The 23,315-nt window shown below is 48.0% G+C and carries 21 protein-coding genes, 1 tRNA gene and 1 riboswitch; of the genes, 3 read left to right on the forward strand and 19 right to left on the reverse strand.

Annotated features, from left to right (window positions below; genetic code table 11):
- Positions 1-22 precede the first annotated feature (22 nt).
- The 11 genes from ettA to HXW94_RS06705 all read right to left on the reverse strand — a co-directional run bounded on the left by ettA (position 23) and on the right by HXW94_RS06705 (position 12,633).
- Positions 23-1,705, reverse strand: coding sequence for an energy-dependent translational throttle protein EttA (gene ettA / locus HXW94_RS06655; protein WP_178366113.1), 1,683 nt, complete (start codon positions 1,703-1,705; stop codon positions 23-25).
- Positions 1,706-1,729: 24 nt separating this feature from the next.
- Positions 1,730-3,922 carry a DEAD/DEAH box helicase gene (locus HXW94_RS06660; RefSeq protein ID WP_246293770.1) on the reverse strand — a complete coding sequence of 731 codons (2,193 nt, stop codon included), beginning with the start codon at positions 3,920-3,922 and terminating at the stop codon, positions 1,730-1,732.
- Between the two features lie 125 nt (positions 3,923-4,047).
- Positions 4,048-4,296: an NUDIX hydrolase gene (locus HXW94_RS06665; RefSeq protein ID WP_178366115.1), complete on the reverse strand. Its 249-nt coding sequence runs from the start codon at positions 4,294-4,296 to the stop codon at positions 4,048-4,050.
- A 5-nt stretch (positions 4,297-4,301) separates the two neighbouring features.
- On the reverse strand, positions 4,302-5,177 hold the full coding sequence (locus HXW94_RS06670) for a 1,4-dihydroxy-2-naphthoate polyprenyltransferase (protein ID WP_178366116.1): 876 nt from the start codon (positions 5,175-5,177) through the stop codon (positions 4,302-4,304).
- Positions 5,178-5,216: 39 nt separating this feature from the next.
- Positions 5,217-6,851, reverse strand: coding sequence for a radical SAM family protein (locus tag HXW94_RS06675; RefSeq protein ID WP_178366117.1), 1,635 nt, complete (start codon positions 6,849-6,851; stop codon positions 5,217-5,219).
- A gap of 161 nt (positions 6,852-7,012) precedes the next feature.
- Positions 7,013-8,170, reverse strand: a complete 1,158-nt coding sequence (gene dsrP, locus HXW94_RS06680; RefSeq protein ID WP_178366118.1) for a sulfate reduction electron transfer complex DsrMKJOP subunit DsrP — start codon at positions 8,168-8,170, stop codon at positions 7,013-7,015.
- A gap of 11 nt (positions 8,171-8,181) precedes the next feature.
- A complete protein-coding gene (dsrO, locus tag HXW94_RS06685) occupies positions 8,182-9,006 on the reverse strand; it encodes a sulfate reduction electron transfer complex DsrMKJOP subunit DsrO (RefSeq protein ID WP_178366119.1) in 825 nt (274 codons plus the stop codon).
- The gene (gene dsrJ / locus HXW94_RS06690; RefSeq protein ID WP_178366120.1) at positions 9,003-9,398 is read right to left on the reverse strand and encodes a sulfate reduction electron transfer complex DsrMKJOP subunit DsrJ; all 396 of its coding nucleotides are present in this window, start codon (positions 9,396-9,398) and stop codon (positions 9,003-9,005) included. The genes dsrO and dsrJ overlap by 4 nt, the downstream gene beginning before the upstream one ends.
- Position 9,399: 1 nt before the next feature.
- Positions 9,400-11,058 carry a sulfate reduction electron transfer complex DsrMKJOP subunit DsrK gene (gene dsrK, locus HXW94_RS06695; RefSeq protein ID WP_178366121.1) on the reverse strand — a complete coding sequence of 553 codons (1,659 nt, stop codon included), beginning with the start codon at positions 11,056-11,058 and terminating at the stop codon, positions 9,400-9,402.
- A gap of 3 nt (positions 11,059-11,061) precedes the next feature.
- Positions 11,062-12,069, reverse strand: a complete 1,008-nt coding sequence (gene dsrM, locus HXW94_RS06700) for a sulfate reduction electron transfer complex DsrMKJOP subunit DsrM (protein ID WP_178366122.1) — start codon at positions 12,067-12,069, stop codon at positions 11,062-11,064.
- 54 nt (positions 12,070-12,123) lie between these two features.
- A complete protein-coding gene (locus HXW94_RS06705; protein WP_178366123.1) occupies positions 12,124-12,633 on the reverse strand; it encodes an RsbRD N-terminal domain-containing protein in 510 nt (169 codons plus the stop codon).
- A 273-nt stretch (positions 12,634-12,906) separates the two neighbouring features.
- On the opposite strand from HXW94_RS06705, the gene HXW94_RS06710 reads away from it, so the two are divergent.
- Positions 12,907-13,503, forward strand: a complete 597-nt coding sequence (locus HXW94_RS06710; RefSeq protein WP_246293771.1) for an acyloxyacyl hydrolase — start codon at positions 12,907-12,909, stop codon at positions 13,501-13,503.
- A gap of 164 nt (positions 13,504-13,667) precedes the next feature.
- Complete coding sequence (locus tag HXW94_RS06715; protein WP_178366124.1) at positions 13,668-13,958, forward strand: AAA family ATPase; 291 nt, start codon at positions 13,668-13,670, stop codon at positions 13,956-13,958.
- Here the strand turns inward: HXW94_RS06715 and HXW94_RS06720 are convergent.
- The 4 genes from HXW94_RS06720 to HXW94_RS06735 all read right to left on the reverse strand — a co-directional run bounded on the left by HXW94_RS06720 (position 13,942) and on the right by HXW94_RS06735 (position 17,018).
- Entirely contained in the window at positions 13,942-14,655 is a 714-nt protein-coding gene (locus tag HXW94_RS06720) for a class I SAM-dependent methyltransferase (RefSeq protein ID WP_178366125.1), read from the reverse strand. The genes HXW94_RS06715 and HXW94_RS06720 overlap by 17 nt on opposite strands.
- Positions 14,636-15,889, reverse strand: coding sequence for a glycosyltransferase family 4 protein (locus HXW94_RS06725; RefSeq protein ID WP_178366126.1), 1,254 nt, complete (start codon positions 15,887-15,889; stop codon positions 14,636-14,638). Before HXW94_RS06725 ends, HXW94_RS06720 begins: the two co-directional genes overlap by 20 nt.
- 98 nt (positions 15,890-15,987) lie before the next feature.
- Positions 15,988-16,063: transfer RNA gene (locus HXW94_RS06730), tRNA-Arg, on the reverse strand.
- 208 nt (positions 16,064-16,271) lie between these two features.
- Complete coding sequence (locus HXW94_RS06735) at positions 16,272-17,018, reverse strand: alpha/beta hydrolase (protein ID WP_246293772.1); 747 nt, start codon at positions 17,016-17,018, stop codon at positions 16,272-16,274.
- A gap of 82 nt (positions 17,019-17,100) precedes the next feature.
- On the opposite strand from HXW94_RS06735, the gene rlmD reads away from it, so the two are divergent.
- Positions 17,101-18,507: a 23S rRNA (uracil(1939)-C(5))-methyltransferase RlmD gene (rlmD, locus tag HXW94_RS06740; RefSeq protein ID WP_178366128.1), complete on the forward strand. Its 1,407-nt coding sequence runs from the start codon at positions 17,101-17,103 to the stop codon at positions 18,505-18,507.
- On the opposite strand, the gene HXW94_RS06745 is transcribed toward rlmD, so the two are convergent.
- From HXW94_RS06745 to yidD, 4 genes are all read right to left on the reverse strand, one after another.
- Complete coding sequence (locus HXW94_RS06745) at positions 18,493-20,418, reverse strand: bifunctional acetyl-CoA hydrolase/transferase family protein/GNAT family N-acetyltransferase (protein ID WP_178366135.1); 1,926 nt, start codon at positions 20,416-20,418, stop codon at positions 18,493-18,495. The two genes, rlmD and HXW94_RS06745, sit on opposite strands and share 15 nt — an antisense overlap.
- 202 nt (positions 20,419-20,620) lie before the next feature.
- Positions 20,621-21,259, reverse strand: a complete 639-nt coding sequence (gene ribB, locus HXW94_RS06750) for a 3,4-dihydroxy-2-butanone-4-phosphate synthase (RefSeq protein WP_178366129.1) — start codon at positions 21,257-21,259, stop codon at positions 20,621-20,623.
- Between the two features lie 147 nt (positions 21,260-21,406).
- Positions 21,407-21,571, reverse strand: a riboswitch (FMN riboswitch).
- A 66-nt stretch (positions 21,572-21,637) separates the two neighbouring features.
- On the reverse strand, positions 21,638-22,606 hold the full coding sequence (locus HXW94_RS06755) for a tetratricopeptide repeat protein (RefSeq protein WP_343054559.1): 969 nt from the start codon (positions 22,604-22,606) through the stop codon (positions 21,638-21,640).
- Positions 22,603-23,049, reverse strand: coding sequence for a membrane protein insertion efficiency factor YidD (gene yidD, locus HXW94_RS06760; RefSeq protein WP_178366130.1), 447 nt, complete (start codon positions 23,047-23,049; stop codon positions 22,603-22,605). The genes HXW94_RS06755 and yidD overlap by 4 nt, the downstream gene beginning before the upstream one ends.
- Between the last annotated feature and the right edge of the window lie 266 nt (positions 23,050-23,315).

Raw genomic sequence — 23,315 nt, forward strand, 5'->3', positions numbered from 1 at the left:
TCGGAGAATCCATGAATCGTTTTTACCGCGTCAGCTGGCGGTATTTGATTCTTGTGGGTTGGCTTTCCTTGATACCCAGTCGTTTTCTGCGATCCTTTTCATAATCAGAATAAGACCCTTCAAAGAACAGGGTTTGGCTGTCCCCTTCAAAAGCAAGGATATGGGTAGCGATGCGATCCAGGAACCACCGGTCATGGCTGATGATCACAGCACACCCTGCAAAATTTTCAAGGGCTTCTTCCAATGCCCGCATGGTATTGACATCCAGGTCATTGGTCGGTTCGTCCAGAAGCAGCAGATTGGCCTGTTTTTGCAGCATGGTGGCCATGTGTACCCGATTGCGCTCACCCCCTGAAATATCTTTAACTTTTTTCTGCTGGTCGGAACCGGAGAAGTTAAACTTACCCACATAGGCCCGGGCATTGATTTCCCTGTCCCCCAGTAAAAGGGTATCACTTCCGCCGGAGATCACTTCATAAATGGTTTTTTCAGGGTCTAATGTATCCCGTTCCTGGTCCACATAGGCAACCTGAACACTGTCGCCGATTTCAATGGTGCCGGAATCGGGTTTTTCTTTACCGGTAATCATTTTGAACAGCGTGGTCTTGCCGGCCCCGTTGGGACCGACCACACCCACAATAGCGCCCGGTGGAAGGACAAAGTTCATATCTTCCACCAGCAGTTTGTCCTCAAACGCTTTGGCAACATGTTGTGCCACAACGACCTTTGAGCCAAGCCGTGGTCCTGGTGGAATAAAAATTTCCATTTTCTGTTCCTGCTGTTTGCTGTCCTTTTTAAGCAGTTCTTCGTAGGCCGTAATTCTGGCCTTGGATTTGGAGCGCCGGCCCTTGGGGGACATTTTGATCCAATCAAGCTCTCTGGCCAGCGTTTGGCGACGCTTGCTCTCACTTTTCTCTTCTTTTGCCAGGCGTTGCTGTTTTTGTTCCAACCAGGAGGAGTAGTTGCCTTTCCAGGGGATGCCTTCGCCCCTGTCCAGTTCCAGAATCCAGCCTGCCACATTGTCCAGGAAATAGCGGTCATGGGTGACGGCAATGACCGTACCTTCATACCGGCTTAAATGTTGTTCCAGCCAGGCCACGGAGTCGGCGTCAAGATGGTTGGTGGGCTCATCCAGAAGCAGAATGTCGGGTTTCTGCAGCAACAGACGGCACAAGGCGACCCGGCGTTTTTCGCCGCCGGAGATCACACTGACCGGGGTCTCTTCCGGCGGGCAGCGAAGGGCGTCCATGGCCATTTTAAGCCGGGCATCCAGATCCCAGGCATCCATGTGGTCAAGCTTTTCCTGCAGTTTTCCCTGTTTCTCCAACAGCGCGTCCATCTCATCATCGGACATGGGTTCCGCAAAAGCTTCAGAGATTTTTTCATATTCATTTAAGAGGTCTACGGTCTCCTGAACCCCTTCTTCCACTACTTCCCGCACGGTTTTATCCGAGTCCACCAGGGGTTCCTGTTCAAGAAACCCCACGGTAAACCCCTTGGATAAAATGGTTTCTCCTGTAAATTCGGTGTCCACCCCTGCCATGATTTTTAAAAGTGTTGATTTGCCTGAACCGTTAAGGCCGAGTACACCGATTTTTGCCCCGTAAAAATAGGACAGTGAAATATCCTTGAGCACCTGGCGTGTGCCATGGAATTTGCTCACATTGATCATTGAGTAAATAACTTTTTTAGTATCTTCGGACATATGGCCTCCTGTATCTTATTTTTTTCACACTGTGAGCACAGGCGATTTGAGTATCATGTCAATGGCTTCAGCCGCTGTTTTGGCAAAAACAGGGAAATCCTGTTTTAGATGGGTCATCTGGCGCAGATTTTCCGAGGTTCTAAGAACCAGTCTGGCAAAATCCCCTTCAGCAAAATCCGACTTGCGCATCAGTTCATCCCAGGATGTGTCATGGGCCCAGGCATAAACCAGGGACGCCGGCTGGATAAACAGGTTGGGCGCGGGAAACCCTGACTGGAGCATTTTGATGGCAAAGGGCTTCAGGCCCCGGCGCAGCACCAGGAATGCATCCTTAAGCCGTTTGGAAAGCGTGGTATTGAACAACATATCATCCTTGAACTCTTTTTCATTGACAAACGCGGCCATCATGGCTGCTAAAAGGGCCGGGTCGCGCTCGGGTAAAAGCTTGTCCCGAAGACTCTGGGCCACAAGCAGGGGCGAATCAATGCGCAGTTTTGAGGCCCACAGACCATCTTCGGTCAGGGTGGCGGGCCTTGTTCCTTCAGGCGTGACAAAACCTTCCTGGATCAAAAAGTCCATGTGCTCCGTGAAATCCAGCCATAAATATTCCATGTTGTTGCCGAACTTTTTTCTGGCTTTTCTGCCGCTTTTTCCGGCTTTTGCACCAATGGCAATGAGATAGGAGGCAAAGGATTTCTCCAGCAGGGTGCGCACCTGTTCCGGGGTATTGGATAATAGAAGGTTGAGTACCATGGAAAAATCAATTTTGATCTGGGAATCCACATTTAAGGGCGGGGCATTAACCAGTTTGGCCACAAGGGACACATCCATGTATTTGCCCGGCAGCACTGTGGCAAATCCGATGTTGTCCATGCCGCGTCTCCCGGCCCGGCCTGCCATCTGCTGGAATTCACTGGCGGTCAATGACAGAAAGTCCCGGCCGTTGAACCGGTCGGAATTAAGAATAACAACGGACCGGGCCGGGAAATTGACACCGGCTGCCACTGTGGAGGTGGCAAACATGGCATCTAAGAGTCCTTCGGCCATCAGGGTCTCCACCACCACCTTCCAGTCAGGCAAGTGGCCTGAATGGTGGGCGGCCGTGGCGGTTTCTTCTAAGTAAGGCCGCTGGGGATGGGCGGATAAATGGGGGTTGTCTGCCGTGAGTTCTACAAGCCGCTCCTTTAGTGCCTGTTTTTTTTCAGGCGCAGATTTAAGCAGACTGCCATCACATAATTTTATTGCCCGGTCGCATTCCGCCCGGGATTTTAAAAAAAAGATGGCCGGCAGCAAATCAAAGTGGGACAGTACCTTGAGGATATCTGAGAATTTGGGCAGTTTGCCTGGCGGGGCCAGCATCAGGCGTTTACCTGACTGGTTGAATTTATAGACCTTCTTATAAAGACGGGTCCGGTTCCCGTTTTTTCCCGTTTTTTCAAGCAACGGATAAAGGGTGCCCGACGGATGGAAAAATAAAGGAAACAGGGGGACGGGCCGTTCGGTGTTTTCCACCACTTTACACGGCTTGTCCCGGATGGTGGACAGCCAGCCTGCAATCTGGTTCGGGTTGCCGATGGTTGCGGACAATAAAAGCAGCGGGATGCGCACGGGCAGGTAGATCATGATCTCCTCCCAGACCACACCACGCTCGGCATCGCCAAGAAAATGGGCTTCATCCAGGATAATCAGATCGGATTTCAGGTTCTGGCCTGTGTACATGGCATCATAGAGCTGATTTCTTAAAATCTCCGTGGTGCCGATGATGATGTCTGCATTGGTGTTCTCCTTGATGTCACCGGTGAGAATGCCGACATTTTCCTTGCCGAAAATTTTTGAAAAACCGGCATGGATGGAGTTGGTCAACGCCTTTAAAGGCGTGGCATACCACACCTTGCCGTTGTTTTCCAATATCCGTTTGGCGGCCTGTTCTGCAATCCAGGTTTTTCCGGCACCTGTGGGGGCTGTGACAAGACAGTCCGATGTGCTGATGGCTTCAATGGCTTCAAGCTGAAACGGGTCCGGTACGAAAGGCTGTTTTTCGGGAACACCTATCCGGCTGAATACTTTTTTCAATGCCTTATCTGCCCCGGCCGTGAGCTCGGGGTAATGAATGGGACGTGATGGTCTGGATTCGGCGTTTTTATTTCCGGAACGATAATATCTTTTTTTCATGAATTGTTTAAACCATATAAAAGCATTATTTTCAAGGCTTTTCATACTATCCTGTCTTTGTGGGAGGATCATATCATGGGTCTGGTTAACCCGGAATCCATTCCAAATAGACAAGGTGTCATCGACCTAAATTCTTACCGGACCATAAACACACAACAGCCAAATTTTCTTTAATAATGACCTTTGCCGTACTGGTGTGACTTGAACGTTTCTGAATATGTTTTTTTATATTTTTCCAGCACCTTTCGTGCCGAGGCCATGCCGAACATATCGGTGTCAAGATCATGGATCGGGATAAACCTGAAGCCGGCCACATCATCCATGGGTGTAATTAGAGATAAATCTTTAACCTTACAGGTCAATGCCATGTCGGTGATGGGATACACCACACCATTGTAAGGATAGGTGTTGGCAAACATGGGCCTTATCCAATCACGATCCCAACGGCAAACAGCGCACTGAACATCAGCGCAAGCTTTGCCGTGTCTGCCAGGGCCTGGTTAAGAATTTCTCCATCCTGTTCAAAAACGGTTTTAAATACGGGATAGGATTTCCAGAATACTGCCAGGGGCAGCAGAATAGACCAGGACCAACGGCCCGAGGCAAACATCAGACAGGGAATCAAAAAAGAAAAAAGGACCAGGAATACAAATTCCACCTTGGTTCGCCAAGGGCCCAGGATCACGGCCAGGGTACGCTTGCCTGCTCCGGCATCTGTTTCAATATCCCGCAGATTGTTGACCACGATAATGGCTGTGACCAAAAGGCCCACGGGAACAGATGCAATGAAAACCGACGGTGTTACGCTTCCGGCCATCAGATAATAGGTACCCAGCACTGCCACAGGGCCAAAAAAAATAAATACAAACACTTCACCAAGGCCGTTGGACGCAATGGGAAAGGGGCCGGCACTGTAACAGACAACCCCGAGAAGAGAGGCGATCACAATATACAGGATCACAACCCCGCCCTTGATAATCAGAAAGGCACCTAAACCCAGGGCGGCCAGCATGGTCAGTATGAATGCGTTTCGAACGGTTTCAGGGGGAATCAGGCCGCTTTGGGTCATACGCTTTGGGCCTTTCCGATCCGGGGTGTCAATGTGGTTCAAAAAATCAAAATAATCATTGGCCAGGTTCACTGAGATCTGGATCAATAAAGCGCCTGCCAGGGCTGCTGCAAACATCAGTGCTGCAAACCTGTGATCGGATATAGCGCAGGCTGCGCCAACAACAACCGGGCAAGCCGCTGCCGGAAGGGTTTTGGGCCGGATGGCCAGCCACCAGTGGTGTAAATTCATAATATCTTCCTTAAAGAAAAAAAGATGGGTAACGTTATTTTAAGCAACCGGCACAAACCGATCCTTTTCCGGATGAAATGCTGCGGGGCAGGTCTGGATAAAGGCCTCTATCTGCTTTGTTGGCCCATTATGAACCAACGTTAAGGCATAATACCTGAACAGAAGCCATGGATCGGTGTTCGAGTTTTCAAGTCTTTCCGCAATAGGGGCTGAGTCACGGTTGTGGAACTGTTTTCTAAGTTGCATAAATTCCTGCTGGGTGAGATGCCGGACAATTTTGCATTTTACCGGACAATCCTGAATATAAACATGAATGGCGGCAAGGAAAAAAGATATACTGCAGGTCCTTGCCTGTGCAACGATATCTTTTCTTGTAAACAGGACATGATCGCGAATTTCGTTTTTCATGGCTGTCTGAGTTTTTGTGCCAAGGTCATGGAAACGGGTCGCGCTTAGATATTTGTTTTTTAGCCGTTTGACCACCGAAGGGGTCAGACTTTTTCTTTTGAGCCGGGCCCTGTCAGAAAAGACATCAAAATACTCCCGGATGCTTCTCATACCCGGCGGGGTCAGTTCATACCGGCTGGTATCACAAAGGATATTTTCCACCTGGACATCCAAAAGCACAGGTAAAACGGAAAGCCCCTGTTCAGTGAAGACCTCAAGGGGTTTGAAATAATCCACTAAAAGGGCAGGGCGGCCGATTTTTTTTCTGGGAATAAACGTGGCGTTGTCCGTGATCCTTATTTTTTTATGACCAAAGGGGTGCAATGCGCTGGTAAATGCCGGGATAACGGCAAAACATCCGTCCAGGGAAATTTCTGTGCCGTAGCTGTCTGTAATGGAGGGTTTAACCGTGGAAAAGTCTTCATCCAGACCGGCCGGGATCAAAAGATCAGCAGTGGCATGCTGTTTGGTAAAAGGTTGCCCCATCTGTTCTTCAAGACATTCTATTCTATTCCGGTTGCGGTCGGTCAGGCTGACAGACATGGGGATACCTGCCTTTATCAGGGCTTTGGCAAGGTTGCCTTTCCCCCTTGGTATTTTGGTCAGCAGACTGAATTGACACCTCTTTCCAAGACGGCTCAGCACATGGGTGATGTCATGGGGAAAATCACACCAGTCCAGGGGATCTGATCCGCCGTAGAGGGCTAAGTCCTTGTTCGCATGTGCCAGGAATTTATCTATAAATGTATTCACCGCATCAAAGCTGAAATGCCCCCGGACTTTCGGCAACGCCCACTCATTGCATCGGCGGCAGAAATTGGAGCAGCCGGACGTCATCTGAAAAGTAATGGCCTCACTGAATATATAGGGCCGCTGCCAGGGAAGAATATTCAGGCGTTTTCCCCACGCGTCATATGTCATGTGGCCGGGATCAGCCTGACGGACTTTGTCTGCAAGCAAATTTTTCAGATGCTTTGTCTGTTGTTTTAAACCGGTTGACTTATCAAGCATATGTTTGTGCCGGATAAGGGCGGTCAGCGCCTGGCGCAGATACTTTTCATCCGTTTCGCCGATCTCCGGATTTCCGGCCGTGTCTGTGGCATAATCAATTAAAATTTTGAGCTGATCTGTATTTTTTGAAAAAAGGGCGACAAGAATTTTATTTTTCAAGTCTTCCACAACAGATTGCGGTGTTACAATGATATTTTGAAAAACAGATGGACTCAAAATTAATTCCTTAACATATATGTCCTTTGGCGTAACGCCGAGGGCGGCTTAAAAGACAAGCAGATGAGGGCTTTTTTTTAAACACTAAATATAAAGGGGGCTTTTATGAAAAAAGCCCCCTTTAGAATATCAGCTGAATATCGCAGATAAAGGTTTGTAAACTACCCGCGAACCTCTTCTTTAACCGTGGTGGCCAGTTTGTACAGAATGGTCAGTACAAAAAAGCCTGCGCCGTATACACCCAGGGCAATGATTCCTTCCTGGAGTGTGGGGGCATATTCATTCACATGGTGCAGCGGAGAAGGAACAAACCCACCGGCGATCATGCCAAGCGCCTTGTCGATCCAGGCACCGAAAAATATCATGGCGCAGGTAACCGGCAGCAGGACGTGATTGTTTCTCAGTTTGGGAATCAGCAGGAATATGGCGCCGACACCCATGAGAATCAGGGCGCTCCACATCCAGGGTACCATCATGTTGTGGCCGTGCAGACCGAACAGCAGGTACTTGGTATGGGACAGATGACCGGGGATGCCGGAGTAGTAAACCACGAAAACTTCACAAGCAAAGAAGAACAGGTTGGCAATGATGGCGTAGCAGACGATTTTTGCCAGGGTCTGCATGGCCTCCCAGCCTGGATCAAATTTGGTGAACTTTTTGATAATGTAACAAAGGATGATCAGAAACGCAGGACCTGCCGCAAAGGCAGATGCCAGAAATCTGGGGGCCAAAATGGCTGTCAGCCAGAATCCGCGACCGGGCAGACCGCAGTACAGGTACGCGGTTACCGTATGGATGCCGATGGCAAAGGGGATGGAGATATACACAAGGGGTTTTGTCCACCACACCGGTTCTATCTGGTTTCTTTCAGCTTCAAGCACTTTCCAGCCCACAACAATGTTCAAAAACAGATACCCGTTAAGAACAATCATGTCATAAAAGAGCATGGAGTGGGGGGTGGGGTACAAGAGCACATTCAGCATACGGATGGGTTGGCCTAAGTCCACAACAATGAACAGCAGGCACATGATCAGGCAGGCAACTGCCAGGAATTCACCTAGAATCGTGATTCTGTGGAACCGTTCATAATCATGCAGATAAAAGGGAATAACCACCATAACACCACCTGCGGCAACACCCACAAGAAAAGTGAAATTGGCGATGTAAAATCCCCAGGAGACGTCCCGGCTCATGCCCGTGATCACCAGACCGTTCAGGAACTGATCAACGTAGGCAATGGCGCCTACACCCATGACAGCGAGCAAAAGGCCAATCCACAACCAATATTTTTTACTTCCTTGAATAGCTATCTCAAGCATAGTCGCCTCTCTTAAACGATGTAGTAAACACTGGGTTCGGTACCCAGGGATTGTTTACGTCTGATTGTATAATGTTCGGCCAGAAGATGTCTGATTTCAGATTCAGGATCTTCCAGATCTCCGACGACGATGGCGCCTTCGCTTGCTTCCACACAATGGGGTTGCTCACCTTTTGCCAGACGTTCGGCGCACAGGTTGCATTTTTCAACCACACCCTTGGTACGGGTAGGGAAATCCGGGTCTGTCTCTTCAATGAAGGGACGCGGATCTCTGAAGTTGAAATTTCTTGAACCGTATGGACAGGCCGCCATGCAGAAGCGGCAGCCGATGCAGCGGTGGTAGTCCATAATGACGATGCCGTCTTCCCGTTTGAACGTTGCCTGGGTGGGGCATGCCTGGACACAAGGCGGGTTTTTACAATGGTTACAAGTCACAAGGAAGGGAAGATCATGGAATTTTTCAGCCAGAAATTCATCTTCCTTGTCCGGAAAAGCATTGTGAAAATGTTCGTCCCAGATCCATTTAATTTCCTGCCCTTCCCTGACCGGGCGGACACCGGAATATTTCTCGGCGTCCGGCTCAATGGTGAAATCCGGTACGTTATGGGATTTATGACAAGCGTCTTTAATCGCCTCAACAACTTCGTCAGTTAGCTTGGAGGTATCAATGAGCATCCCCCAGCGTTTGGCATGCAGGGCCTCTTCGTTTTTTTCCATTTTGGGCAGGGCGCTGCCGTGGGATTCTGATGCGGCAAGATTCATTACCGGAGCAGCACCCATTCCGATGGCAGCAATACCCGCTACTTTAAGAAAGCTTCTTCTGCTCTTTATCATCATTCAATCTCCTTGGGGTTGGTGTGACATTCCCAGCAATAGGGGCTCACAGAAGCATAGTCGTGGCAGCTGTCACAGAATTTGGCTTTATCTTCATGGCAGCCCAGACAGGAGTTTTCACCCGTGGACAGGCTCATGTTAAAGGTCTCACCGTTGGTTCCGGTATATTTGCGGGCGGCGTCGCGCACAACAGAATCCCGCCACACATCCAGCAGGTACATATGCTCTGCCCGCATTTCATATTTGTCCAGAACGCATTTTTTGACTTTTGCTGCTTTTCCCAGCAGTTCCGGTTCAGGCGCTGCCTGTGTGCTTGTGATCAAGTTGAGCCAAAACGGAGAAAGAACGGCGAGTACAAATACCACAAGTCCTGCCATAATCATATTTTTACTCATCTTATTCCTCCTCTACCCCGGGCAGGGGTTCCATTCTCAGGTCCTCGGTTCTTTCCTTTTCACCCGGTAGAATCAACGCATTGCCCACAAGTTCGTGAACGCCGATGACATCGACTTCAGGCACCCAGTATTCACACATGGTGGGAAGTGCCGCCCTGTCAATGGCGCAGATGGTGGCTAAAGAGTTGACGCCGAATTTATTATGAACATATTTAACGGCATTGGCCCGGGGAAGCGCACCGGCCATTCTCAATTCAATATTTTCGCCGGCATTAAGTCCGGCACCTGAACCGCAGCAGAAGGTCTGTTCGCGGATGGTGTTGGGCGGCATTTCATAAAATTCGTCCGCACATGCTTTGATACAATACCTGGGTTCCTCCAGAAGTCCCATACCACGAGCCGGGTTGCAGGAATCGTGGAAGGTCAGGACCCGGTTGGCATTGCGGCTTTTGTCCAGTTCCAGCTTGCCGTGCTTGATCAGGTCGGCTGTGAATTCGCAGATGTGAACCATTTTGGTGGATGCGGCATTTTCAAACCGGGTACCCGTGATGGGATTCACCGGCACTTCAAGAAAGTCGGCAGGGCCGTTCATGGTGTCCATGTACTGGTTGATAACCCGCCACATATGACCGCATTCCCCGCCCAGAATCCACTTGACGCCCAGGCGTTTTGCTTCGGCGTACATTTTGGCATTGAGCCGTTTCATGGTCTCATGGGAGGTAAAAAATCCGAAGTTGCCGCCTTCGGAGGCATAGGTTGACCAGGTGACATCCAGTCCGTATTTATCCTTGAGATATTTGAACAGGATCAGATACCCCTGACAGGTATAGGTGCCGGGATCGGCAAATACGTCACCGGAAGGGGTAATAAAAAGGATGTCTGCGCCTTTTTTCTGGAATTCGGGCGTACAGTCAACCCCGGTGATATCTTCAATATCTTCAACAAAGAACTCCAGCATATCCTTGAAGGCATGGGGCTGGATGCCAAGATGGTTACCTGTCTGATAGCAGTTGGACACCGGTGTGGCAATCCAGTCGATATTCAGGCCCAGAAGATTGAGCAACTCACGGCCTATGATGGTGATTTCAGCCGTGTCAATGCCGTAGGGGCAGAACACTGAACAGCGTCGGCATTCCGTACATTGAAAAAAGTAGTACCACATCTCCTTGAGTGCTTCCAGACTCATTTCCCTGGAACCTAACAGGCGCTTGCCACCGGGGATCTTTTTCAGAAGTTTACCGGCAAAGGTAAAGTCATTGCGGTAAATCGACCGCAGTAACTCAGCCCGCAGTACCGGCATGTTTTTGGGGTCGCCGGTTCCCAGGAAGAAATGGCATTTGTCGGCACAGGCGCCGCAGCGCACACAGATATCCATGAAGATCTTAAATGTACGGAAACGTTCCAGCCGTTCTTTGATGCCTTCGTGCAGGATCTCCTGCCAGTTCTCCGGCAGTTTCCAGTCTTCGTCTGTGGGATTCCACTCTCTTGCATAGGGAAGCCCCAACGTCTCAACACTTTCCGGTTTGGCTGCATAGCAGTACATACCCGGCCGGATTTGAACCGATTTGGTAGTGTCCAGCCAGTTTCTAGGCTCGGAGCTAGACCGGGGACGATAATCAATTTTGTCTAATGCTTCATCCGGTGTAAGTTCGTCAGCCATCTATCACTCCTTTTTATCCACCGGCAGGCCGGCTTCAATCATTTTGTCTCTGAAGTGGTCCTCATACTGTTCATATGTATGGATGGGCACATCATAGTTCCAGGGGTTAATATGCCGTTGGGCACGGGTGTTGTTGGCCATATTCCGGGTGGGGCTTAAGAATACGCCGCCCATATGCATCAGTTTGCTTATGGGGAAATAGGCGAACAGAATGCACACAAGGAAAAGATGGCCGTAGAACAGCCCGCCGACTTCTTCGGGGATGTGGGGATGAAACGTAACCAGTCCCATGGTCATTTCCTTGATACCGATGATATCCACTTTAGTGAAATAGCGCATGGCAATGCCGGTGGCGGCAATGCCGATGATCAGGAACAAGGGGAAATAATCAGCCGCCTGGGAAATGTAGCTGACTTTTGCATCAAAAATTCTGCGGCTTAAAAGGAAAAGCGTTGCCAGCAGAAGCACAGGTCCTGAAATGAACAGCCCGGGAAGGCCAACCTGTATAATGCCGTCCAGATATTCCAGCGTCTGAATGACTTCGGGAACAGGTGCAGTGAAAAATCTAAAATGCCTGAGAAGAACGACCAGGAATGCGTAGTGGAATGCAAGCGCACCGACCCACAGAAAAATTTCAAAGGAATAGGTGAGTTTGTTGGATGCATTCCGATTAAATGCCGCCTTTGTATTTCTGAACAATGACCTGAAAGCAAAAATTTCCAGGAGCATTCTTACAAAAACGCCGGTTGATGTGCTCGGGTTGTCAATGGTGTTCTGTTTAATCCATGGCAAAGATTTCTGCTGGCCGCAGGTTGTAGGAATCCTGAACGGCACGGCAGAGGCTGCCCATCCCTTGACTTTGATTACAAAGCCAATTACGAATGCGGCAATTGCCAGATACGGAATCAGTACACCAAAGACCACCTGAAGCCCGAGTCCTTCAACTCCTGCGTAAGCCAACAGGAAGAGCAGAAAGACAGCAGTAAGGGGGATCAAGTACCTTTGATTCATGTTATAACCACCTCATTATTTTATGTATGACCCGCCATTATCGCGCCATACATGTTAAGATTTTTTGGAGCCTAAGAGGTCGCCCTCTGACAGCTCCGCTACTAAACCTGCCCTTTCAAAGGCCCGATGGATACGTCTTTTGCTCTCCGTGGCCTTTAAAAGGAAAATATCCTCTCTACATTTCATGTACCGGTTGAAAGCCGCCAGGGCCATTTCGTCCACCAGGCGATAAAAATTTATTATATCCGCCTTTTCAATGACGCTTTCACCGATTTCCTTTAATGCAAACACAAAACTTACGGCATTTGCAGGATCGAATGTTTGAACTGCACGAATCCGAATGACCGGGTCCAGGGCTTTTTCAAGATCTTCTCTGCTGAAATCTTCTGTAATAAGGGTTAAAACATCTTCAAGGGTTTCCCGGGTGACGCCCCCTATTGGATTGTCAAAACGATTGGATTTTTTGCCTAAAATCCTTGCAGATTCTTCAGGATAGGTATTGATGGTGGCGTCAAACCAGCTCTCCAGCAGTTGATTCCGGTTTTTCTTTATAGTTTTTTTCAATGTACGGCAATCTTTAATTTGTAATATTCATAAAATGACAACGGGTTAATTTACGCAATTGTTAGAAGGATATAAACTCCCCCCAATTTTATGTCAAGGGTAAACCTGCTTTGGTTTCTGAATGAAAGTTGCCGTGTTCAGGGCTTTTGTTCTGTTCATGGGATATAGTTACCAGATGATTTTTCGTTAAGAAAAAAATATGCTGATTGTTTATTTTTGTGTGGGAATAGTGTACCTACTATTGAATTTAATTCTATCTCCAAGGTGCCGATAATGCGTCTTTTCGGTGCCGGAACAGGTTTTGCCGGAAAGGGGCAATCTGAAAAAATGAAACGCGTTTTATTTTTGTTGGTTTGTTTTATTGGGACAAGTACTTATGCTGCAGCCCAGGAATTTTCCGCTCCTGGGGGATGGGGTGTTTCATTGGGATATGGTCAAAGCACAGACCGTATTGATATTTATCGTGCCGGGCTTTTAAAACAGTGGCATATAAAATGGCTTGAAAGCAAAACCGGTTATGTGTGCGGTTATTTTGAACTGTCTTATAACCGCTGGGAACACGACGGGGACGATGTGAATGCCGTGGCATTCTCTCCGGTCTTTCAATACATTTTTCATGCGTTTCATGCGGGTAATGCGACCTGGTATCCATATATAGAGGCGGGGATTGGTGTTGCCGGTCTGGACGATTATACGATAAAAAACAGGCGGTTGTCCTCAACGTTTCAGTTTGAAGACAGGGTCGGGGCCGGTATCAGAATTAAAAATGCGGATATCAGTTTGCGCTACATGCACTATTCCAACGCCGATTTAAAAGCGCCTAACGATGGAATTGATATATTTATAGGCACCTTGGCCTGGTATTTTTAACTATTGTTTGAACGAAAAGTCACCCACCGATTGAAACAACAGGCCGTGTATATCCATTCTTTTTGTCCATGGATAAGCAAAGCCCGGGAATGGAAAATGTGGCTATTTTACCCTCTATTCCAAAATAGACTTGACTGTTTTGGAATAGAGGGTAAAATAGCCGTATGCGATACCTCAGTCCATATATTATACAGGATCTGGGACGAAAGATGGCTTTTTTAGGCGGTCCCAGGCAGGTTGGAAAAACAACCCTTGCAAAAATGCTGCTGAATCAAGACGATGCTCCCGGCAGGTATTTTAACTGGGATTTTGATGAAGATCGGCAGGATGTATTGGCCCAAAAGTGGTCTGACGATGCAAACCTTATTGTTTTTGATGAACTTCATAAATATCCCAATTGGAAAGTCGAGTTACACCTAAAAAGGCTCCGACTACTTTTCAAAGCGGTTTTCTGAAATACAGAACCAGGCTTTTTCCACATACCGGGTTCAGTAGCCGGTCAACAAAAGTGGTCAGTGCCGGTTTTTTCATCACATCCCATACCAGGAGTCTGTGGTAGAGATTTACGGCAAGCGAATCCGTACGGGTCGGCCCCACAAGACATTTGAGCCACCAATAGGGGCTGTGGATGCTGTGGGCATAGTGACAACCCAGGAATTTGGGGCCTCTCTCCTGAATTTTTCCAATAATTTCTTTTTTGTTGTAAATTCTTACATGACCCATGTTGGCGTTGTAATATTCATCCGACAGTTGCCAGCAGATCCATTCGGGCCAGGCCCGGGGAACACTTACGGCCAGTATTTGACCCGGCTTGACTATACGAATCAGTTCTAAAACCGCTTTTTGGTCATCCGGGATATGTTCGAGAACTTCCGAACAGATCACCACATCAAAGCTATTGTCCTTAAAGGGAAGATCCGTGATGTCCATGGCAGACAACGCCCAGTTCCTGCAGGACAGGTCATCCAGCCCCTCGTGAAATTCAAGTTTGCCTTTGGTGGCGATAAGATTGTCATATCCGAAGTCTCCACCAATGCAGACCGCACCGGATTCCTGACAGGCCCTGATGGTGTGGCGTCCCTCCCCGCACCCGATATCCAGAACCCGGTTGCCGGGAGCAATACCCAGGCGTTTAAAGTCCATGGTAATCATTTATTATCTCCTGGTAGATTTGGGCTGTGCGCATGGCACATTTTTCCCAGGTAAATTCAGTTGTTACCCGTTTATACCCCCGGCAGGCCAGATCTTCACGCTGTTTTTCATCGTCAAGCAATTCAATAATTGCCTTTTCAAGGGCCTTTGCATCTCCCGGTGGCACAAGTTTGGCCGCATCTCCCGCCACTTCGGGCAACGCCCCACCAGTGGTTGAAATCACCGGCACCCGGCAGGCCATGGCCTCACCAACCGGCAGACCAAATCCTTCGTACATGGAGGGCACCACCGCAATCTGGGCTTTTGCATACTCCCGGACAAACCGCTGGTGGTCAATACGGCCGGTAAAGTCGATATACCGGCCAAGATCAAGTGTCTTAACCAGATTTTCGATGCCGCCGTTTTTTTTAGGCGTACCAATGACCGTCAAGCAAACATCCCTGTGCTGCAACACCCCTTTAAGTGCGTAAAGCAGATGGTACAAGCCTTTTAAGGGCATATCCGCACTGTTGGTGACAATCAGGCGTCCAGGTCTCTTTTTTACATGATCCAGGGGGAAAAAATTATCCAGATCAATGCCGTTGGGGACGGTTTTTATTCTTGATTCAGGGATTTTGAATTCTTTGGCAATATCTGTTTTGGAGCTGTCGGATACCGTGATAATGGACGGTATTCTTCGGGCAACATGCTTCTGCATGCCAATAAAGGAGTACCAGCGAAGGGTTTTAAGCTTTTTATAAAAAGACCTGGTGGCTTTGACCGCCAGTCGCCGGTCCACGGTCATGGGATGGTGGATGGTGGCGGTTACGGGCAGGTCCCGGGCAAGGGATAAAATACCGTAGGAAAGGCTTTGGTTGTCATGGATAATGTCATAGCTTTTTGTCCGGCCTCTCATGTAGCGCTTCGCCCGCATGCCGAATGTCATGGGTTCGGGATATCCCATGGCTGAGACGTCAAGCCATTCAATGAGATTGACAGGGTCTTTGAGTTCCTCAATACGTGGTGTTCTGAACAGATTTTGTGGGTTGTATAAATCAAGGGTATCAAGCATGGTTAGCTTGATTCCGGCATTAACTACAGGGTCCGGGGGGCCGGCAATGACTTCCACCTGGTGACCAAGATCGGACAACGCATGGCTTAAATGACGTATATAAACGCCTTGTCCTCCGCAATGGGGGTTGGATCGATAGGAGATCAGTCCGATGCGTAAGCCTGATCGATGGAATGGTTTCATGGATGGTTGTTACGCAATGATTAAATTAGCGCCCTTTGGGCGGGCGGTTCGGTGCCGGGTGCCGGGGAATGGAAATTCCGATACTATTCGAGTATAGATGGTACGCCCGGCTGGAATCGAACCAGCGATCTTCAGCTTCGGAGGCTGACGTGCTATCCACTGCACTACGGGCGCACAGACTTTTTGGCACACATAGTATGCCACATCGTTTCTTTGACGGATGATCACAATTTTTGATCTGGGACGGCCCAAAAATTTCCAATGACATTTGCGGCATTTTTTTTATTTCCCAGTCCTTTTAAATTGTGCGCCGTCTTGGTTGCATTTTTATGCCTCAATTGCCGCTGAATGTCAATACTGGATAATTTTTTTGATGCCGCCGTCATTGTGAACAAGTGGTGCCGGATTGCATGAACACCGATTTATACCAGGCAATCATTTTTTGTTCAAAGTCCTGCTGATGTGTCCGGTTTGTCATCTGGTGATCGCCGCCGTCATGAAGAATCATCTCTTTGGGGGGCTGCATGGCGGCATAAAGGGCTTCGGCATTTTCCACCGGGACCACCTCATCGGCATTGCCATGGAAAATCATGACGTGATGCAACGCCTTTGCCTGGTCGGAAAGATCATACAAAAGGTTTTCCTGGAAAAAATCCAAAGAAAGGGCCGGGCGCTCGTCGTTCCCTGCCAGGGGAATCCTTTTTATGGTTCGGGTGTTCACGGGGGATGCGCACAAAACCGCCCCCTGAATTTTCAACCCTGCACGTTCAAGATCCTGCCAGGCCTTAATGCAGGTGGCACCCCCCATACTGGAGCCAAACAGGGCAATCCGGTCTGATGTAACCCCCATTTCAAGAACATGGCCCGCTGCTGCACAAAAATCCCCGGCGCGTTTCTCTATACTGGTGTCCTTAATAAAATTGCCCTGGCTGTCGCCGCATCCCCTGTGATCAAAACGGAAAAAAGCAATATTATTTGCAGGCAGTACCTTTGACAAAAGCATCTGCTTTGCAGAGTTCCGGCTGCCTTCAAGACCGTGGGAGCCTATAACAAGGGGCGGTCTGGGGCATTGGGGAAGATGAAGGGTGCCTTTCAGGGTGAATCCATCAACTGTAAAATTTGTTTCCATTATTTTCATCTTGTTTTTATGCTCATATTTTTGTATGTTTATCGACTTTTTTACCAATTTAACCCACAAGATATAATATAAAATGCCCGTTAAAAAAAGAAAAACCTACGAACTTGACATCATTGACCTTGCATTTGGGGGAAAGGGTCTGGCCAAACCTGATGGGTTTCCCGTATTTGTGGACCGTTGTGTCCCCGGAGACCGGGTTTTTGTAAAAATTTTCAAAAAAAAGAAATCCTGGGCCGAAGGACGGCTGATCAATATTATCACCCCTTCGCCCCTGCGCCGGGAAGCAAGATGCGATTACAACCGGTTTTGCGGGGGCTGCAAATGGCAGCAGCTGCCTTACGAGCGCCAGCTTGAATACAAGAAGCGCCATGTTGTCGAATCCCTGGCCCACATCGGGCGCCTAAAAGACGTCCGGGTTACGGATGTTGTGCCCTCGGATTATATCTACGAATACCGGAATAAAATGGAGTTCTCCTGTTCCGCCATGCGCTGGCTCATGCCGGAGGAACTGGCTGATGAATCCGTTAAAAAGGGCTTTGGCATTGGGCTGCATGTGCCCGGCACCTTTGATAAGGTGATTGATATTCACACCTGTCATATCATGCCGGCCCTGGGCAATGATATTTTAGAGACCATCCGTGGCTTTGTGGCCGAATCCGGGCTTGCTGCATATCATCTGCGTAAGCACGAAGGGTTCTGGCGTTTTGTCATGCTGAGGCATTCCGTGGCCCGGGACCAGTGGATGGTTAATCTTGTGACCCGTGAAAAAAGGTCTGATGTCATTGAATCTTTAAGCAAACAGCTTGTGGAAAAATTCAGTCGGATACGTTGCATTGTCAATAATATTACGGATGCCCGGTCCGGGGTCTCCACGGGTAAGGAAGAGATCCTTATGCATGGAGAAGATCATCTGATCGAAAAAATCGGGGGCTATCAGTTTAAAATTTCGGCAAATTCTTTTTTTCAGACAAATACCCGGGCCTGTGAAAAACTGTATACAAACGTCTCTAATTATGCGGACCTTGACGGTTCCCAGACGGTTCTGGATCTCTATTCAGGCACCGGGACCATTCCCATCTGGCTTTCCGGTCAGGCCAAAAAGATATATGGGATTGAAATTGTCCACTCTGCTGTGGTCGACGCAAAGGAAAATGCGCGTTTGAACGGCATTGATAACTGCACCTTTCTGGAGGGAGACATTAAGGATGTTTTCGGACAGGTGCCTGAAAAGCCGGATGTGATCATCATTGATCCGCCCAGGGTAGGCATGCACAAGGATGTGGTGGGACATGTGTTGGCCCATTCTCCCGGCAAAATCGTCTATGTCTCCTGCAATCCTGCGACCCTTGCCAGGGATCTTGAAATGCTTGCATCGCGTTACGCCGTGCTGGAAGTAACCCCTGTGGATATGTTTCCCCACACCTACCATATAGAGTCTGTGGCGTTGCTTGTGAAAAAAACGAATTTAACCCATGGATAGAATGGCGTCTCCCAGGGCTTTGCCGCCGTCGTCATCTGCTTTAGGGTCACTGAATACGCAGCTTAAAATAAGCATATCTTCATTTTTTTCAGTTGTGACTTTATATGGCTGCTTGTGAAAAAGGCTGATCATGGCTTTGTTGTGTGGAGAAGTATAGGCAATCAATCCTTTAATGCCATTGTCAATGGCCGCTTGAATGAGCTTTTTCTGTAAGATATCAGCAATTCCCATGCCTTGGTATTCTTTTGATACGGAATAAGCAACCTCGGCCATGTTGATGATGGTATTTCTAAAATATTCACCCACAGCAATAATTTTTTCAAATCCCAGTTCGCCTATCGTCGCCACGATGGTCAGGTCATTGATATAATCAATTTCATAGGTGGTATCAATTTGATCATAGGCAAAGCTTTTTTTTACATGAAAGAATCTGGAAACGATATCGCCGGGATTCATGGTGTAATAATGTTCCTGGATAAATCGTTCATCCACCGGCTTTGCCGGTCTGAATGTAATGGGAATATCTTTTATAACAATGGTTTCTTCATATTTAAGTGGGTAGACCCCTTTAATGGCCTGCTTAAATTTGCGGTCACTGTCAATCAGACCCATCTCTTTGGCCGTGGTAAACAGCTCATTTCTGAAATCCGGATGAGCGATGGAGACCAGGGCCATGACGCGTTCCTGAAGTGTTTTACCAAAAAGATTCACCAGTCCGTATTCTGTTACCACAAACTGGACATCGCCCCTTGGCACCACCACGGCGTGTTCCGTTAAAAGGGGCACTATCCGGCTTTTTTGTCCGTGATCCATGGTGGAGGCCATCATGAGAATGGATTTGCCTCCTTTGGACATGGCTGCCCCCCGGGTGAAATCAAGCAGACCATTGATCCCTGTGTAATTGTTCAAGGGCAGGGCGTCAGCAGCTACCTGGCCGGTAAGATCAATGGCTATGGCTGTATTCAGGGTAACCATTTTATTGTGGCGACCGATAATCCCCGGATTGTTGATATAATCCGAGGGGTAAAATTCAATGGAGGGATTATCGTCAAGAAATTCATAGAGCAGGGAGGAGCCTACGGCGGCACCGGCCACAAGCTTACCGTTATTAAAGTCTTTCTTTTTATTCGTAATCACCCCAATGGAGAAAAGGTGCATCATTGCATCGGACAGATATTGCGAATGAATGCCAATATCATTTTTATCGGATAAAGCCGTCATAATTGCGTCTGTGGTTAGGCTGAGGCTTGTCTGGATGGTTGAACCATCTTCAATAAGACGTGACATGTGCTTGGCAATGATATTGAACGACTCATCTTCAGGAAGCGGCTGGATGGTTAAAAGCGGGTCCTCATGTTCCACAATAAAATCAACATCATTGACATGGATAAAGCTTCTGCCCAGGACCCGGGGCATTTTGGGGTTAATCTGGCATATGACAATATCAGCGGTTTCGCAGGCCGACAGATTAATGTCCACGGAAATACCAAGACTCATCCATCCAAAGTCATCGGGCGGTGTGGCCTGGATCAGGGCTGCATTCAACGGCATAAGCCCCGATTTGAACAGGTGTGGAATCTGGGACAGGTTTGCCGGCGTAATAAATTTTTGATTTTTTCTGATAATGTCGGGACCGCAGGATCCTAAATAAAATGACCTGATTTTGAATTGCTGGGAGTGGGATGTATTCGCGATAAGCGTCAGCGGCCCGCTCTCAATGCTGAGTAGACGCACGATTTCAAGGTCGGTGAATCTTTCGGAGATATCGGATAACGCTTTGACAAGATGCTGGGGTTCAGCACAGGATGACCCTATAAATACGCGTTGACCAGGCCGGATATGTTTCAAGGCCTCCTGGGCAGTGCAAAGTTTATCTACATAGGAATCTGCCCAGTAAGTGGCTTTTGCCATCATCAACCTCCCTAGTGTTTATGATCTGCTTAGAAACGGTTTTTTTAATGCCTTAAGATGTAAAGACAAGGAATATCATATCTAAAAATTATTTGGTTTGATAGACAAATCGGCACCGGTATCGAAAAAAAACGTGTTTAAGGGCCATGTTGGTAAATTTTAAAATGCAATAATCAAGTAACAGTGACATGGCCCTAATGTGTTATATCCCAAGCTTATGATTTATAATATCTTCAACTGTGAGCATTGTAAAGTCGTTGTCTATGGCAAATTGTGCCGCGTCAAGGAGCCTGGCCATGCTGCCGTCGGGATTTGTAAGTTCACATAAAACCCCATATGGCGGTAAGCCTGCCAGGGTCATCAGATCAACAGTCGCCTCGGTATGGCCGGCACGTTCAAGAACACCCCCGGGTTTTGCCTGTAACGGAAAAATGTGGCCAGGGCAATTGAGATCTTCCGGAACCGCATCTTTGGCAACGGCAGCCTGAATGGTTGTTAACCGGTCCCGGGCAGAAACCCCCGTGGTGACACCTTCGGCCGCTTCAATAGATACTGTGAATGCCGTCTGGTATTGGCTTGTGTTGTTTTTTACCATTGGAAAAAGGTTCAAGCGTGTAACCGTTGCCTGGGGAAGACACAGACAGACAATGCCGCTGCATTCCCTGATAAGCATGGCCATCTGCTCTACTTTAAGGGTGTTTGCCCCAAAAATGAGGTCCACTTCATTTTCCCGATTTTCATCATCGGCCACCAAGATGCCTGAACCCCGGCGAAGGGCTTCAAGTCCGGCCTGTAACCGCTGCCGGGAATTTCCGAATTGTTTTAAAGGATTCTGATTCATGATTTAACTCCTTGATAATTATTATAAATGAATACATGAATCAGGGCGTGGGAATAAAAAGGCAAAATGACACCATTCATTACCATACCAGTATTCACCGACAAATGCCGTCAGTAAACTGTAAGCGCAATGATTTTGTGTTTTTTTGCTTATTCTCTTCCATCCGGACTGTAACCGTCGGCTCTGGAATTTCACCAGATCTGCTGACCTTTGCGCAAAAAGCTGCAAAGCGCTCGCGGGCTTTCCCGGAATTTGACCTCAAATGTCCAGGTTACCGCCGGTGGGGAATTTCACCCCGCCCTGAGAACGTTGGGGATACTACGCCGGTAAAGAGTTGATGTCAATCCCTGAACCAGGACAATTTGTATTCAAACTTATTCAAAAACCGTGCGTTAATTTCAGGAAAAAAGATTTGTTTACCGGATCAAACCCCGGTTTAAAGTTAAAGGTTTTGTTCAGGATGTTTATCCGGGCGGCTTTATTGTACTTGTGGGCGGCGGTTATGGACCCATAAATATTGCCTGAATAAAAGCCGGTTTCCACAAAAGTAATAACACCGCCAAGGGCGGGGTTATCATGGTCAAAGGCTGTGTATGCGGCCCAAATCAATCCTGTATTAAAGCAGAAACTGATGAAGGCGTCTTTAGATCGTTCACAATAGAGCATGCCCCCTCCCGGGATAATGGCCAGAATTCCTGCAAGGACAGGACTTTTTGTCGGCGCATTTACGGCATTGTCAATAGCTGCCAGTTGCTTTGTTACTTTGTATTCCCGCTGTTTTTCAGGACTGACCAGCATCAGGTTTTTACGGGCGCTGTCAAGTTCATCTTTTCCCGGGCTCGCGGTATTCTGGATATGCATACGGGCAAGTTCCAGGTATATCCGGTCTTTTGTATCGGTATCCCGGGTCAGTTTTAAATGATTTTGAAGCACAACCTGGGCATACCCTGTGTTGCCCATGGCCTCAAAGGCTTGACTCTGCATGAAACTGGATTGGCGGGTCCATGGAGTATCTATATTTTTGGATTGCCGGATAATTTTATCAAACCGCTTGGCCGCTTCATAGTACTGCCCCGAGCGAAACAGGGCAACACCTGCGGTATAACCGGCACGGTCATGCCGGGGGTCTGTGGGGAAAAAATGGATAAACCGTTTGAACTCCACCTGGGCCGCAATAAAATCTTTTTGATCAAACAGTGTCTGGGCATAGTCAAACTGCATATCCGGTGTAATAAAAAAGCCGGGGTGATCATTGGCAAGCGCGTGGGCATTTATTGAAATTAAGCCTGAAAAAAGCGCAAAAATGGTTAGGGCTATGGCCCTTAGGAATATCAGCAACGGCTTCACTTTTTTTGATCCGAATCCAAATTCGATATCCGCTCAGGATCTGAATGATACAAATGTTCCTTTGGTGAGTTATTTTCAATGGCAGACGCTTGGGGTGAAAACCACCAGAAATCATTGGCACGAACCGGGTCAAATGTTAATTCGCGTCCATGAATCCTGACATGGGGAGACAGGCGAACCTCATCCCTGCCGCATCTGAGCAGACGATCGCAGGTCATAATCCAGCCCAAGGCAAATCCGTGTTTTTGGATGGCCTGGGCACAATACTGGGAGCAGCTCGGATACATGGGGCAGCGATTGCCGTCAATGCCGGATATATGCGCCTGATAAAACGCGATCACGGGATTGGACTCCGGTTGGTTGATTTCGGCCGGCTCCTGGGCCCAAATCACTTTGGGGGGCAAACTTAACATGAAAATGAATAAAACTAAAATCAAACTCATTTTATAGCCTTCATTTTTTTTGTCTGACACGGGACAAGGTTTTGTGACTCAAGTGATCTTTTATAGTCAGGTTATAAAATCTCATTAAATAGTAATCAAAAGTATTTAATTTACGATTCAATTAGAGTTTTTTATTAAGATGTAAACACCTTAAGTGGCTGAAACCCGCAGCCTCTATTCCTTATCTTTGTAAGTTTAAAGATTCAGGAACTTCTTTTAACTACTTGAACTTCTCTTGTCCCGTATGTCGGACATAAGTTCTGCTT

Source organism: Desulfobacter latus (assembly GCF_013389365.1).
Classification (GTDB): domain Bacteria; phylum Desulfobacterota; class Desulfobacteria; order Desulfobacterales; family Desulfobacteraceae; genus Desulfobacter; species Desulfobacter latus.

Coding starts and splice junctions, on each gene's coding strand:
- ettA (WP_178366113.1), bottom strand. CDS start 1,705: ATGTCCGAAGATACTAAAAAAGTTATTTACTCAATGATCAATGTGAGC.
- HXW94_RS06660 (WP_246293770.1), bottom strand. CDS start 3,922: ATGAAAAGCCTTGAAAATAATGCTTTTATATGGTTTAAACAATTCATG.
- HXW94_RS06665 (WP_178366115.1), bottom strand. CDS start 4,296: ATGTTTGCCAACACCTATCCTTACAATGGTGTGGTGTATCCCATCACC.
- HXW94_RS06670 (WP_178366116.1), bottom strand. CDS start 5,177: ATGAATTTACACCACTGGTGGCTGGCCATCCGGCCCAAAACCCTTCCG.
- dsrP (WP_178366118.1), bottom strand. CDS start 8,170: ATGCTTGAGATAGCTATTCAAGGAAGTAAAAAATATTGGTTGTGGATT.
- dsrO (WP_178366119.1), bottom strand. CDS start 9,006: ATGATGATAAAGAGCAGAAGAAGCTTTCTTAAAGTAGCGGGTATTGCT.
- dsrJ (WP_178366120.1), bottom strand. CDS start 9,398: ATGAGTAAAAATATGATTATGGCAGGACTTGTGGTATTTGTACTCGCC.
- dsrK (WP_178366121.1), bottom strand. CDS start 11,058: ATGGCTGACGAACTTACACCGGATGAAGCATTAGACAAAATTGATTAT.
- dsrM (WP_178366122.1), bottom strand. CDS start 12,069: ATGAATCAAAGGTACTTGATCCCCCTTACTGCTGTCTTTCTGCTCTTC.
- HXW94_RS06710 (WP_246293771.1), top strand. CDS start 12,907: ATGCGTCTTTTCGGTGCCGGAACAGGTTTTGCCGGAAAGGGGCAATCT.
- HXW94_RS06715 (WP_178366124.1), top strand. CDS start 13,668: ATGCGATACCTCAGTCCATATATTATACAGGATCTGGGACGAAAGATG.
- HXW94_RS06720 (WP_178366125.1), bottom strand. CDS start 14,655: ATGATTACCATGGACTTTAAACGCCTGGGTATTGCTCCCGGCAACCGG.
- HXW94_RS06725 (WP_178366126.1), bottom strand. CDS start 15,889: ATGAAACCATTCCATCGATCAGGCTTACGCATCGGACTGATCTCCTAT.
- HXW94_RS06735 (WP_246293772.1), bottom strand. CDS start 17,018: ATGGAAACAAATTTTACAGTTGATGGATTCACCCTGAAAGGCACCCTT.
- rlmD (WP_178366128.1), top strand. CDS start 17,101: ATGCCCGTTAAAAAAAGAAAAACCTACGAACTTGACATCATTGACCTT.
- HXW94_RS06745 (WP_178366135.1), bottom strand. CDS start 20,418: ATGGCAAAAGCCACTTACTGGGCAGATTCCTATGTAGATAAACTTTGC.
- ribB (WP_178366129.1), bottom strand. CDS start 21,259: ATGAATCAGAATCCTTTAAAACAATTCGGAAATTCCCGGCAGCGGTTA.
- yidD (WP_178366130.1), bottom strand. CDS start 23,049: ATGAGTTTGATTTTAGTTTTATTCATTTTCATGTTAAGTTTGCCCCCC.